The sequence below is a fragment of the Chitinophagales bacterium genome, assembly GCA_041392475.1.
GTDB lineage: Bacteria > Bacteroidota > Bacteroidia > Chitinophagales > UBA2359 > JAUHXA01.
The window spans coordinates 2,316,871-2,331,747 of the sequence record JAWKLZ010000001.1 but is presented as its reverse complement, the minus strand read 5'-3'; the positions used below and the strand labels follow the sequence as shown (position 1 = coordinate 2,331,747).

The following is a 14,877-nucleotide window of genomic DNA, read 5'->3' as shown; positions in this document are numbered from 1 at the left end:
ATGGTTTTTTGCAAAAATATAAAATATATAGTTATTTGAAGGTGGTTTTTATTGAAAATAATTACATCTGATTTTTTGTTAATGTTTTGATTCTAAGATGATTATATTAATAAAAGAGTAATTTGAATAAATAAGTATAATTTTTGGAAAGACCCCTACGTAAGCAAGCTATAAAAAGATTCATAAAAAGGCAGGTTTTTTGAAACATATTTGTCAGAAAATATTTACCTTTATTTATCAGAAAGCTAATGTCAATGGATTAAGTTGTAATAACTTGCATATCTAAAAAGAAGCCCAACATGATTTAAAAATTAAAATAAAGAATTTTAGACATATAGACATACTCTTTCACCAGTACATAACGAGACTTAATAAATTATTGTGTTATGAAACGAACTATTACCGCCTTCCTGCTGCTATTTTTTTCTGCTCTGTGTTTTGGTCAACCATCGGGTGATGGTGACCTCGTTAAAGTGAATGATACACCAAATTTTAGCATAGACCAAAGGGTTTTATGGTATCAAAAAGCACAGACTAAAGTAAAAGAAGCAAATTATGAGGTTGCACGTGCCTATTTTACCGTAGCAATTGAGTTGGACCCCAATTATGCACAAGCATACCACGGGCGAGGCTTAGCAAAAGCGGCACTTGGAGATTATTTGGATGCCATCAAAGACTACGACAAAGCCATTGAAATAGATCCCAACTTTGTCGATGCACATATTGCTCGCAGCGAAAGCAATGCTGCTCGAAACAATTTTGATGCAGCCATGAAAGACCTGAGCGAAGCAATTGCAGAAAATCCCAATTCAAAAGAAGCCTTGCAAACAAAGGGTAAACTGCAATTGAAGTTGGGAGATTACCAAGGTGCTTTGACCTCTTTTGATGGAGCATTGGCATTAGATGATCAGTATGCAGCAGCATTCAATGAACGTGCAAAAGCCAAAGCTGCAGTAGGTAAATACGATGAGGCAGTGAAAGACTTTAAAAAGGCAATGATTATTGATCCTTCTTACAAGGATATATACTATGCTAGTAATCCAGCAAAGGCAATGGATGAGGAGAATACACCTGCATTGAAGATGCAAACTGCTTATGTAATTGGTTTGTTGAAGGCTTCATACAATGACCATGAAAGTGCCATTGAAACCTACTCCCAAATTTTGAATCAGAATCCTAACAATAAAGATGCTTATTTCAAAAGAGGGGTTGCTAGTCACGAACTATATCAATACGATATGGCTATCAAAGATTTTGATAGAGCGATTAAAATAGATAGCAAGTTTACAAATGCTTTTGCGTCAAGAGCCAAAACAAAGGCTGCAAAGGGTGATTACAAAGGAGCGATTTTGGACTACAACAAAGTGTTAAGTATGGAACCCAACAATCGCCAAGCTTTCATCGAAAGAGGAGAGGTGAAAATAGCAGGAGGCAATTACAAAGATGCCATTTCTGATTTTGATCAATTGTTGACCATAGATTCTCAAGATATGGCAGCTTATGGTAATCGGGCAGATGCCAAGGCTGCTATGGGTGATTACAAATCGGCATTGATTGATTACCATATTGCCATCGGTATTGATGGAACAAACAAAGATGTCTATTTGAAGCGAGGAAAAACCAAAATGGCAGTTTTGGACTATCAGGGTGCTGTTGAAGATTTTGACAAGGTAATCGCACTCGAAGAGGAAGGAGATAAGGATGCCTACAACATGCGTGGAAATGCCAAAGCCGCTGTTGGTGAATATTTGGAGGCTATTAGTGACTTCGAAAAAGCCATTGAACTAAGCCCCTCTTTTCAAGCAGCCTATTACAGTAGAGCTAATCTGAAAGCAGCAAGGGGTGATTATATTGGTGCAATTACAGATTACGACAAAGCTTTGGAACTATATGCACAACACACCATGAGCTTTTACAATAGAGCAAATGCCAAAGCTGCCGTTGGTGATTATAAAGGTGCTTTGAAAGATTTCAATGCAGCATTAGAAATTGATCCCAACCTAAAACTGGCCTATTACAACCGTGCGAATGTGTACAAAAACTTGAAACAAAACAAAAGCGCATTGGCGGATTATGATAAGGTGATATCCATTGACCCTAATTTTGCAGATGCATATTACTACAAAAGCGAAATCAAGATGATAGAGAATAAGTACGATGAAGTCATTGAAGACATCAATCATGCTATCTCTTTGAATCCTCAAGATCAAGTATCTTACAATATTCGTGGAAATGCAAAATTGGCATTGGAAGATTATGCAGGAGCAATTGCAGACTTCAATAAGGTCATTGAACTAAACAATGAATCAGCCGATGCATACAACAATAGAGGACAAGCAAAACTCAAACTGCGTCAATTCAAAGAAGCTCTTGCAGATTTCAATCAGGCATTACAAATCAAACCTACCTTTAGCGATGCCTACTACTATCGAGGTACTGCAAATTCTTCGATAGGAGAGCATGAAGCCGCTATGGCAGATTTTGATCAGGCCATTGAATTGAATCCTAAATATGGAGTAAATTATTACCAAGAAGGAACAGAATTAGCAAGTACAGATGATTTGGCAGGCATTGAAGTAGAAGAATCTATAGATCCAAAGTACAAACTATCTTACTTCAGTAGAGCGAGTTACAAAATGTCGGAAGGAAACTACAAAGAGGCAATGGCAGATTTTGAAAAAGTAGTTGAAATAGATCCTGAATACAAGCAAGCCTACTTAGGAAAAGGTGTAGCCAAAAGTGCTATGGGAGATTACAAAGGAGCTATTTTGGATTTGAGTCAAGCCGTCAAATTGGATAACAAATATTCAGAAGCCTACTTCAATCGTGGATTGGCACGCATGAATATGGGTGAATATGAAACTGCTTTTGAAGATTTTGACCAGACTACTCGTTTGACTGATAACAGAGCAGATGCTTACTATTACAAAGGGGTTTTGAGAGCGAAACAAGCAGATTACAAAGAGGCATTGAAAGAGTTTGAAAATGCAATCAAAGTAGATCCTAAATTTACACAAGCCTACAACGATAGAGGTATGGCACACTATGAATTGGGCAATTATCAAGCTGCAAAAGTAGATTTCCATGTAGCAACAGCTATTGATCCTAATTTTTCAGAGGCTTACAACAACCGTGGATTGGCAAAACTTCGTGAGGGTGATTTTGTAGGAGCAATTTTAGACTTTGATGAAGTCGTGAAATTAGATGCAAACTTTAAATCCGCCTATGTGAACAGAGGTAGTGTGAAATCGAAAATGAGTGATGACAAAGGAGCTATTGCCGACTTCAATATGGCCATAAAAATAGATCCAAGTTATGTGGATGGCTACAACGCAAGAGGAATGGCCTATGTATCTCTTGGTGACAATACCAATGCATTAAAAGACTTCAACAAAGCGATTCAGTTGGATGCACGTTTTGGAGATGCCTATAGCAATCGAGGAGATGTATATGCCAAAATGGGTAGCCATCAAATGGCGATTGAAAACTACGACAATGCCATAGATTTGAATACCAAAGATGGTCATGCTTTTGCTCACCGAGGTATTTCTAAAGCAGAAATCAGTGACTATAGCGGAGCATTGGCAGATCTCAATCGTGCTATTTCGATTAACCCTGAAGACAAAAATGCTTACCTTGAAAGAGGAAAAGTACGCTTTCAATTGAAAGATATTATGGCTGCAATTGGTGACTTTAGCAAAGTAATAGATATAGATCCTAAAAATGCTCCTGCTTACCTTGAAAGAGGCAATGCTTACTTTAAGCTTACCAAAACTGAAAATAGCTGTAACGATTGGAGAAAAGCAGAGCAATTGGGAAATGGTTCAGCTTATGACAATATTCAGCAATACTGTGGTGAAAACTAACTTTTAGTATAGTCGTAATTGCTGAGGTGATAACATGAAAAAAGGTCGAAGTTGATAACAATTTCGACCTTTTTTTAGGTTATAACATCGGTTGATTTAATAAGTATTATGCCTGTTTCTTAAACGTTTGTTTCAATGTTTCCATTCTATCTATAAGATTAACAATCTGATCACGTTGTCCATTTACAACTTCCTTCGTACTATCAGGTAATGTAGTTTCATAAAGTGCTTCGTTATATTCCTTCAAAGCAGCCTTTTCACCATTGATACATTCCTGCAAAACAGCTACATCATCATTATCTGTAAATAAGGTTTTGAAGTCAATCCATGCACGGTGAACCGCACTCGTGATACTGCTGCCTTTATCTGGTTCTCCACCTATCTTAGCAATTTCTGCTTTGATGGCATGTCCAAAATCATATCGCTGTTGCGAACATTCTTGAAATAGGTTTTTGAGAATAGTGCTTTCTGTCTCTTCCGCAGCTTCTTGATATCCTTTTTCGCCGTCATAGTTCTTTTCGAGTAGATCATTCAACTCTGAAACAATCTTATCATTATATGTGTCTGTAAACATGGTTAAAATTTTTTAGGTTATAAGATGTAAAAATCACCATTAAAACGATAAAACCTTCTTAATGTTCACTAAAAGAAAAAAATAAGAAATATTTTATTTTGAATAAATAAAAATATGTTCATATAATTAAAAATGTTAATCACTTCCAATTGCCTGATTTTCTGGAACAACTTCCTGCTGAACAACCCGAATCGCATACTTATTAGGCATGATGGGATCTCCATACCGTTTTGCCCAAACAAAGGTAAATTCAGCCCCTAAGAATAAAATCTGTGAACTGTAATAAGTCCATATCAACAACACCGCAATCGAACCTGCCGCACCATAAGTAGTTGTAATGCTGCTCTGTCCAATATACAAACCAATCAAATGTTTGCCAATTGCAAACAAAACAGCGGTGAAAAAAGCTCCCGCCCAAACATCACGCCATCGAATTTTGGCATCAGGCAACACCTTAAACATAAGCCCGAAAAGAAAAGTAGTAATGCCCAAAGAAACCAGTGTTGTGACAGCAATTAGAAAGAAATCGCTTATACCAGGAATAATTTGAACAAATTTTTCGCCAAACGCAACCATTGCAGCATTCAAAATCAAAGATACCAGCAACAAAAACCCCAATGTTACAATCATTCCAAAAGACAGCAAACGAGTAGAGAGAAACCAAAGAATGTTGCTTTTAGGTTTGGCCCTGATTTCCCATATCGAGTTCAATGAATCCTGCAATTCTCCAAAAATGGCAGTTGCTCCAAAAATCAACCCTATCACACCAACAGTCGCTACCCATATACTGGAATTCTCTACATAAGAATTTTCAATCAACTCTTGAACCTGCAAAGCTGCATAATCTCCCAACAAACCATTCAATTCTAAATATACCTCCCCCCTAATTGCCTCTTCTCCAAAGAAAAAACCTGCAATGCTAATCATGATAATGATTACTGGAGCAAATGAAAAAACAGTATAATAAGCCAATGCCGCCCCCAATTTGAGAGAATTGTCTTTGCTGTAGTTTTCCCACAACTCAACCAAAAATGATTTGATTTCTGCAAAAAAAGATGACATAATAGGTCTTACTTTTGGATTGGGGTAAGTTTAGGAATTAAACCTATAAATAGAGGTTTTGTTGATGAAAACGAAAATATTGGCTATTCTTTGGGATAAAAATACTAAATTTGAAATAGATAACCAATTCATTCACCAAGCCATCAATCACCATGAACGAAGCTTTCCTATCCTATTTATGGAAATTTCGCCTCTACAAAAACGAACACCTACAAAGCACCGAAGGCGAACCCATTGAAGTGCTGCAAACAGGTGAACAAAACCACCAAGCAGGCCCCGACTTCTTCAATGCCAAAATAAAAATAGGAGACACAATATGGGCAGGAAACGTGGAAATTCACACCCATGCATCCGATTGGCTCAAACACCAACACCAAAGAGATGATGCCTACGACAATGTGATTCTACACCTTGTTTATGAACCCGATATGGACATCAAACGAAAAGACGGAACACCCATTCCCACTTTATCCCTTTTCAAGCGGATTCCTCCCATACTTTACCAAAATTTTCTGTACCTCGATTCGAGCAAACAGTGGATTCCTTGTCAAGAACAAATCGCTCAGATTGACGGATTTACCCTCTCCAATTGGCTCGACCGCCTTTTGATTGAGCGGTTAGAACAAAAAATAACTCCAATCCTTCAATCTCTTCAACAAAACCAAAACAGTTGGGAAACCACATTTTATTACTTTTTAGCGAGAACTTTTGGAGGCAAAGTAAACTCAGCGCCATTTGAACTGTTGGCAAAATCACTGCCTCTGGAGGTATTGGCAAAACACAAAAACCAGTTATTTCAAGTAGAAGCACTCTTGTTTGGTCAAGCAGGATTGTTGGACAAAGAATTTGAAGAAGACTATCCCAATGCTCTTCGAAAAGAATACCATTTTTTACAGAAAAAATTCACTCTCAATTCATTGCAGGGACACAGTTGGAAATTTGCGAGAATGCGTCCACCCAATTTGCCGACCATACGTATAGCCCAATTTGCAAATCTCATTCATCAATCGAGCAGCCTGTTTTCCAAGGTACTGAGTACTCAAAAATTGGAGGATTACTACCAGCTATTTGAAGTCCAGCTATCAGATTACTGGCTCACGCATTATGTTTTCGACAAAAGCTCCAAAAAAAGAAGTAAAAGTTTAGGAATCACTACAATCAACAGCCTTCTAATCAATACAGTTGTACCAATGATGTTTGTATATGGCAAAAAACGTGGAGAAAATGATTTATCGGACAAAGCATTGAAGTTATTAGAAACATTACCTCCTGAAAAAAATAGCATCATCGAAAAATGGACAACTTTGCAGGTTAAACCACAAAATGCATTTGAAACACAGGCTTTACTGCAATTGAAGAACCGCTATTGTGATAGCAAAAGGTGTTTGGAATGTGCGATTGGGAATAAGTTGCTAAGGAGTATGAAGTAGAAAGATTGAGCTGAAAAATAAAAAAGGTAGGATGGTAAATCTAATAATTACCATCCTACCTTTCAATTCAATTTAGACTTTGGACGAGGGAGCAGAGATGCGAGAAGTGAGATATTAATCAATTGATAATGAATAATTTACGATTAAATGGTAAAAATAAGCAAATAATTGATTATCAAACATTTACAACTTGTTTCCCGCTTCTCACTTCTTTCGTCCAAAGTCCAAAATTCAATAGTTCGTAGTGTTTTTCTAATAAATTGATAATCAAATTATTAGAAAATAAATTAATTTTTTGCAACTATCTGATAATCAAATTTTTTTGTCTCTCTGTCTCTGCGTTTAGTAAAAACTACCCGAACCATTGTCAATTAGTAACCGTAGTTATTTATTAAGCTTCAAAACTGACATTCAGACTGATAGGGACAGCACTCAAAGCTTTGGAAATAGGACAACCTGTTTTTGCGCCATTCGCCAGTTCAATAAACTGCTCTTCGTCCATTCCGCTTACCTTTCCCTTCAAATCCAAGACGATACCCGTAATCGCAAATCCACCTTCAACAGCTTCCATGCTTACCGTTGCAGTAGTGTCTAAATTATCGGCTGTAAACCCAGCTCCTGCAATCGCAAAGCTCAATGCCATCGCAAAACATCCAGCATGAGCTGCTGCAATTAGTTCTTCTGGATTTGTACCTGCTGTGCCGTCTTCATTCTTGAATCGTGCCTTAAAACTGTAAGGTGTTTCCTTCAATACACCACTTGGAGAAGTGAGTGTACCCGAACCTTCTGCACCTGTTCCTTGCCAAACGGCAGTTGATTTTCGTTTCATGAGATAAATTTTGGTTGAAAATGATTGTTTAATATGGGAATGTAACACCAATCCTATGCAAAAGTTTGGAGGGAAGGATGAAGAAATTTGGAAAAAAACCTATTTTTGCTATCCAATAAATAATGTAAGCACTATGAAAATCAAAGACATTACACAATACCTTGAAACCATTGCACCATTGGCATACCAAGAAAGCTACGACAATGCAGGCTTGATTGTAGGCAATCCTGATGCAGATTGTGAGAAAGCTCTTTTGTGCTTAGATTCCATCGAATCGGTTGTAGATGAAGCCATTGAATTGGGCTGCAATTTGATTATTGCCCATCACCCGATTGTTTTTGGAGGCCTGAAAAAAATAACAGGCAAGAACTACGTAGAAAGAACAATCATCAAGGTGATTAAGAATGACATTGCGATTTATGCCGCCCACACCAACCTTGACAATGTGCGACAAGGTGTAAATGCCAAAATTGCAGAAAAATTGGGTTTGATGAACTGCGAAATTCTCGCTCCCAAAAAGAATATGTTGAAACAAATCAGCGTATTGTGCCCCTTGGCTCAGGCAGATGGTTTTCGTCAGGCCTTGTTCAATGCAGGAGCAGGGTATGTGGGAGATTATAACAGTACGAGTTTTAATAGTTTGGGCGTCAGTACGTTTGAAAACCCAGAATTGTCACAACAAACACAGCAAGGCGAAATCAAAATTGAAGCTATTTATGCATCACCCATTGAAGGAAGGATATTGCAGGCGATTCATCAATCACACCCACAAGTCAAACCGACTTATACAATTGTTGCCTTGGACAATCGTTATCAACAAGTTGGGTCGGGAATGATAGGAGAATTATCAGAAGCGATTAACGAGAAGGAATTTTTAAAATTGCTCAAAAACAATATGCAAACGCCCTGTGTTAGACATACCTCTTTGAGGCGAAAAAAGGTAAAAAAAGTTGCTGTTTGTGGTGGTGCAGGAAGTTTCTTGTTGTCAACTGCAATGGCAAGAGGAGCAGATGTTTTTGTGACAGCGGATTACAAATACCACGAGTTTTTTGATGCCGAAGGAAAAATAGTAATTGCCGATATTGGGCATTATGAAAGCGAACAATTTACGATGGAATTGTTTCAAGAGTTTTTACAGAAAAAATTTAGTAACTTTGCAGCTATTTTATCGAATACCAATACCAATCCTGTCAAATATTTTATTTAAAGAGCTAAAAATATAAATTAAAAATATGACAAACATCATTAGTGAAGAAAATCCCATAAAAGATAAATTAATTGGACTTTATACACTTCAATTGATTGATTCTAAGACGGATGAAATTAGAGTTTTGAGAGGAGAGTTGCCTATTGAAGTAGAGGACTTGGAAGACGAAATTGCTGGTTTGGAAAAACGAGTTAGTAAAATCCAAAAAGAAATTTCTGACATCAATGATTTTATTGGCCAAAATCAAGCTGGTGTAAAAGAAAGTGAACAATTGATTGCGAAGTATGATAAACAGTTGTTGGATGTGAAGAACAACCGTGAATACGATGCTTTGAACAAGGAGTTAGAGATGCAACGCCTTTCTATTCAATTGGCTAACAAAAAGATGCGTGATGCTCAAAAACAAGTTGAAAGCCATGAGCAGTATTTACATGAGTCGGAAGACAAACGTGATGCGAAACTCAAAGAATTGGCTATCAAAAAGAAAGAATTGGAGGTCATCACCGCAGAGACAGAAAAGGAAGAGCAAGCCTTGGTAAAAAAGTCGAAAATTGCAGAGAAAAATGTAGAAGAACGATTGTTAAATGCCTACAAACGCACCCGTGGAGCCTATCGAAATGGTTTGGGAGTAGTGTTGGTTGAGCGGGATGCTTGTGGAGGATGTTTTGGCAAAATTCCACCTCAGCGTCAATTGGAAGTACAACACCACAAAAAAATCATTCTTTGCGAACATTGTAGCCGTATTCTGATTGATGAAGAAATTCAGATGCAAGTAGAGGAGAATGTGGCTAAAATGCTGAAGTAAGAACACAGATTTTATTGATGGCACAGATAGTATTTTTCAAAATTTGATTCTTTGATAAAATTTGTAACTTGAGACTTTTGAAGTTTACTGTGTTCAGAAATCGTTGGTTATTTTATTGATAACTAATTTTTTGTGACATCAAACTTCAAAAGTCTTTGTCGCTTTTACAAAAAATGTCAGCGAACTATTCTTTAGACAAGATGAAGGAATTTTATGCAAAAGTTAGGTTGTGTTTTTTTGTTTATAGTCATCCCTCTGCTGCAAAGTACAGCCCAAACTTTTGAATACAATTCGCAATGTCAGCAGGCTTACGAAGCCATTTTTAGCCTTCGATTGGAGCAAGCAAAAAAGCTATTGCAGCAAGAAAAACAGGCGCATCCCAACAACCTCATTCCTATATTACTCGAAAATTACATAGATTTTTTCACCGTTTTTATCACCGAAGAAGAAACCGAATTAGATACCCGAATCGGAAAAAAAGACGAACGGTTGGAATTGTTGAAAGCAGGAGACGAAAACTCACCTTATTACCTGTTCAGTCAAGCAGAAGTCAACCTTCAATGGGCATTCGCCCGCATCAAATTTGCCCAATACTTCAAAGCCGTATGGGAAATCCGAAGGGCTTACAAACTCCTTGAAGCCAACGAAAAAAAGTTTCCCAACTTTGCCCCCAACAAAAAATCACTCGGCATTTTACACGCTATGGTAGGCACTGTTCCCGACAACTATCAATGGGGTATGAAAATTTTGGGAATGGAAGGAACAATAGCACAAGGAATGGGCGAAATACAATCCTACCTTCAATATGCCTCCAAAAACGACCGCTTGTTTTACGACGAAACCAAGCTACTTTATTCATTCTTTCTGATATACATAGACACCAAAACCGAGCAAGCATGGCAAATTGCTCAAACACTTCCTACCAAAAACCACCTGCTCAATACCTTAGTTGCAGCACAATTGTCATTCCGCACAGGACACAATGACTATGCTATTCAATTGCTTACGAATCGTCCGAAAGGGGAGGAATACATGGATTTTTATTTATTGGATTTTCTGTTGGGAACGATGAAACTGAACCGTTTGGATGCGGATGCAGATGTGTATTTGAAGCGGTTTGTCCAAAACTTCAATGGCAAACATTTCATCAAAGAAGCCTACCAAAAACTGGCATGGCACGCTTTGGTCATCAACAACAATCAGGATGCCTATCAAAAGAATATGGAACGCTGCAAATCGAAAGGTAGCAAATGGGCTGACCCCGACAAACAAGCCTACAAAGAAGCTGTTGAAGGGAGTATGCCAAATCGAACCTTGTTGAAGGGCCGACTTCTTTTTGATGGAGGATATTTTCAAAAAGCACTGACCGTTCTTCAATCTGCCAACTACAAAACACCTGCCGAAATATTGGAATGTCACTACCGATTTGGTAGAATTTATGAGGGCTTGGGGGACAACAAACAGGCGATTGAGTACTACAAAAAAACCATTGAAGAAAACGAAAGTGTAGGAGAAGGGCATTTTTTCGCTCCAAAAGCCTCTCTGCAATTGGCAAAACTCTATGAACGACAAAACGAAAAGGAAACTGCCATGCTCTACTTCAAAAAATGCCTTCGCTTCAAAAACCATGAATACAAAGATAGCATTGATCAACAGGCAAAAGCGGGGATGAATCGGTTGAAGGGGTGATGAGAGGGGAATTGAAATTCAAAAAATAACTTCAAGGACTTCAAAGGGGATGGGGATATTTTGGGCTGGTAAAGTAACAAAAAACTAAAAAACTTGTATGTATCAAAAAAATGGCTTAATTTTAAAGCGTTCTATTTTAGTTTTTACTTTACCTTAAAAAATTGTATCATAATGGAAAAATTTAACAAGCCCAATTTGCACACACACACACACTTTTATGTGTGCAGAAAAGTATTTTTTGGTTCTTATGTTTGTTTTTGATGGGGAGTTCGGGGGTATTGAAGGGGCAGCAACAAGGCTGCTATACAGAATCCAGTCCTAATTTTTTGTCCTCTATTCCCTCCAATGAATTCAAACTAACAGGTGAACACTACATCTTTCGAGTTTATGTTCACATTATTCGTGATGATGAAGGAGAATATGGTAGAACACCCGAAGAGGCAGAAATTTTGATAGATGTTTTAAACAATGCCTTTAACCAATTGGATGTTGACCCTACTCCTGAGATTGAATTTAGTTTAGAGTCAATTGATTATATTGACTGTGAGAGGTATTTTACTCCTGAAAATGGGTTGATTGACGAGGCACTTGTAAATGACTTAATCACAGAACGAGAACATCTTGATGGAATAGATATTTATTTGTTGGATAAAAATACGGTTGATGGTATGGAAGAACCTGTATGGGGAGGATTTGCCTACGCCATTCCTTCTACTGCAATGGTTATTGGTGGAAATATTCCCGCTGATGTTTTCTTTGATGGAAGTTCTGGTTTTGACGGGGGACTCAGTAATATTGTTGCTCACGAAATGGGTCATTGTTTGGGATTGTACCATCTTTTTGAGGGAGATTTTTGCTATCCTCAAATAGGCAGCCCAAGTTGTCAAGAATCTCAAACAAACGGAAAATATTGTGGTGATTTTGTAGAAGATACAGGGCCTATTTGGAATAGGGTATTTAGGGTAGAATCCTCTACAAATGGATGCACTGTTGACCCATCTGCACCAGAATGCATTAATACTGCTGTTTCATATGACGAAAGTGGCTATGATTTAATAAACTATATGCAATATACACATCCCGAATGTATGGCTTTGTTTACATCAGGACAACAGGAGAGAATGTTTGATTGTATTGCGAATACCTCCTTTCTGCAGAAATGCCTAACTAACGAATTGAACACTTATGAAGATGTAAACGACCTTGTCATTGAATATACTCCTCCAACTTATCTGCAACAAAGCACTACTTTAAACACAGGAACAACCGTTTGGAGCGATAGTGAAGGTTATGAAATCACAGGCATGATTACAGTTCCAAATGGTGCAGAACTGATTATTCAAAATACACGAGTAGCTTTTTTAACAGAAACATCGGGTATTACTGTGCAGAAAGGAGGTGTTTTGAGAATTGTTAATGCACAATTGACCACAAATAAATGTACGGAAAATGTGTATAGATGGAAGGGGATTGTGGTATATGGGCAAGGGAAAAATCCTTCTAACCTGCCTCCTCCTTATGGTATAGGAAAGCATGCTTTCCTTTCTATTACCAATAACAGTAAAATAGAACGAGCAGATATTGGGATTTTGGTAAAAGGTTTGGCAGGAGAACTTCCTGTTTCAACTGTTTGGGCATCACCTGGTGCACCATTAGAAACCATGAACAATGGAGTTTTGAATGTAGAAAACACCATTTTTAGAGACAATCAAACATCCATCAAAATGCAATACTTATTTGATGAATCAGCAAAAAACAACAAAATACGCAATAGTAGTTTCTCCGTAAGAGCATCTTTAGCTACCGAATCCATTACTCACATAGATTTGAACAAAGCAGGCTTAATAGACATTCAGAGCAATGAGTTCAGTGCGCCTGCCCTTTCATTCGTTTTTACGGCTATAAAAGCTCACAATACCTCTATTAAAATCGGTGTAATCCATCCTGAAGATGGCAACCGCTTTTCTGATTTCTTTACTGCAATAGATGTGTATAGTTCTTTGAACACCACACTAACAGAAATTGAGAACAACAATTTCCAAAATAACAAGCATGGAATTACACTACAAAATACGGCAATGTCAACCATAAGAGGAAATGTATTTTTGATTCCTCATGGGTTACCAGTTACACATTTTCCTGTTTCAGCTAGTTCTTATGGCGTTTTTACGCACAATGCGATTGCTTTTGATATTAGTCGCAATCATTTCCAACTTGTAGAACCCCCAACTCCTGCTAGAGATTTTTCTGGCCACGCCCTTGTAATGGTCAATAGTCACGATGACCACGGATTCACTACTTCCATAGCAGAAGAAAATACCTTCTGTGGCACCTTCACCGCAGCCACTCAATTCGAGCGAAGTAATACCGACCTGCAAATGCACTGCAATCACTATCAAGACTGCGTCCGTGATTGGTTTTTAGCCCAAACCCTCGACGACCCCAACAATGACATTACAGACGAACTGGAGAAGCAGGGAAATTGTGGAGGAGGAATTCCTTCTGCCTTTACTCCTCTCGGCAATGAATGGCATGTTTTTGAAGCCGATACTTGGCACATTCTCAATCAATCGGATGCACAATTGGTAATGGATTGGGGGGCAGATTCACAGCCCGACTTTAGTTTGGTAGAAGGACCTTTCGCACAAGGAGCATCATGTGGAAATGAAGAAGCACTTTGTGCTGAAAATGCTTTAGATGCCTGTGGTCTCAATGAGGTACATCGGGTAGAGGAAACAAGTAGTGGAAAGGGCGATTATTATACGGCACTTCAAAACAATGATTCTAATGGAATGATTGCTTTGTTGGAAAATGAACAAGCAGAATGGAGCGATAAATGGTTGGTGGGAATTTATACAGGCAAAGAGGAATTTACACAAGCCAGTCAAACCTTGAATCGCATTCCACAAAATACGCCCTCCAATATTATCTTCCACCAACTTTTCGCTACCGTAATACAAGCAAAAGGCAATTTTTCTCCAAGCCAAGAACAACTGATTCGCAGTCATACCTCCAACAAAGACACCCAAATTTCCACTTTGGCAGAAATGTTTTTGGCAGAATATTTTGACGAAACCATTGAGAGACATCCCATGCCTGTAGTAACTTCCAGTTCTAAAAGAAGTCCTCAAATAGATATACCTCTTTTTAAGATTTATCCCAATCCTGCTAGAGGTGAAGTAAAGGTTCATTTTTCGGAAGAATTGCAAAGTTTAGGTAATTCAACCATTCATATACTGGACTTTACGGGTAAAGTTATCCAATCCATTTCTGTTGATTCTTTGAATAGCATTGATATTGGTAATTTATCTAATGGAGTTTATATGGTTTCCTTACAGACATCAGAAAAAACTCTTTTCACTGAAAAGTTGGTCATTGTCAAATAATGAATCAATAAAAGTCAAGCTCCAATGAT

Annotated in this window: 9 protein-coding genes; 6 read left to right on the top strand and 3 right to left on the bottom strand. The window is 37.9% G+C overall.

The window, feature by feature from the left end; all coding sequences use genetic code 11:
* Window positions 1-386 precede the first annotated feature (386 nt).
* Entirely contained in the window at window positions 387-3,866 is a 3,480-nt protein-coding gene (locus tag R3E32_08565) for a tetratricopeptide repeat protein (GenBank protein ID MEZ4884762.1), read from the top strand.
* Window positions 3,867-3,972: 106 nt separating this feature from the next.
* On the opposite strand, the gene R3E32_08560 is transcribed toward R3E32_08565, so the two are convergent.
* Window positions 3,973-4,440: a PA2169 family four-helix-bundle protein gene (locus tag R3E32_08560; GenBank protein MEZ4884761.1), complete on the bottom strand. Its 468-nt coding sequence runs from the start codon at window positions 4,438-4,440 to the stop codon at window positions 3,973-3,975.
* 135 nt (window positions 4,441-4,575) lie between these two features.
* Window positions 4,576-5,502, bottom strand: coding sequence for a YihY/virulence factor BrkB family protein (locus R3E32_08555; GenBank protein ID MEZ4884760.1), 927 nt, complete (start codon window positions 5,500-5,502; stop codon window positions 4,576-4,578).
* A gap of 152 nt (window positions 5,503-5,654) precedes the next feature.
* On the opposite strand from R3E32_08555, the gene R3E32_08550 reads away from it, so the two are divergent.
* Window positions 5,655-6,932, top strand: coding sequence for a DUF2851 family protein (locus R3E32_08550; protein ID MEZ4884759.1), 1,278 nt, complete (start codon window positions 5,655-5,657; stop codon window positions 6,930-6,932).
* Between the two features lie 391 nt (window positions 6,933-7,323).
* Here the strand turns inward: R3E32_08550 and R3E32_08545 are convergent, their stop codons facing one another.
* Window positions 7,324-7,761, bottom strand: a complete 438-nt coding sequence (locus R3E32_08545) for an OsmC family protein (GenBank protein MEZ4884758.1) — start codon at window positions 7,759-7,761, stop codon at window positions 7,324-7,326.
* 133 nt (window positions 7,762-7,894) lie between these two features.
* On the opposite strand from R3E32_08545, the gene R3E32_08540 reads away from it, so the two are divergent.
* From R3E32_08540 to R3E32_08525, 4 genes are all read left to right on the top strand, one after another.
* Window positions 7,895-8,968 carry a Nif3-like dinuclear metal center hexameric protein gene (locus R3E32_08540; protein MEZ4884757.1) on the top strand — a complete coding sequence of 358 codons (1,074 nt, stop codon included), beginning with the start codon at window positions 7,895-7,897 and terminating at the stop codon, window positions 8,966-8,968.
* Between the two features lie 25 nt (window positions 8,969-8,993).
* Entirely contained in the window at window positions 8,994-9,773 is a 780-nt protein-coding gene (locus R3E32_08535; protein ID MEZ4884756.1) for a C4-type zinc ribbon domain-containing protein, read from the top strand.
* 213 nt (window positions 9,774-9,986) lie between these two features.
* On the top strand, window positions 9,987-11,462 hold the full coding sequence (locus tag R3E32_08530) for a tetratricopeptide repeat protein (GenBank protein ID MEZ4884755.1): 1,476 nt from the start codon (window positions 9,987-9,989) through the stop codon (window positions 11,460-11,462).
* A 221-nt stretch (window positions 11,463-11,683) separates the two neighbouring features.
* Window positions 11,684-14,848, top strand: a complete 3,165-nt coding sequence (locus R3E32_08525; protein MEZ4884754.1) for a T9SS type A sorting domain-containing protein — start codon at window positions 11,684-11,686, stop codon at window positions 14,846-14,848.
* The last annotated feature ends 29 nt before the right edge of the window (window positions 14,849-14,877 follow it).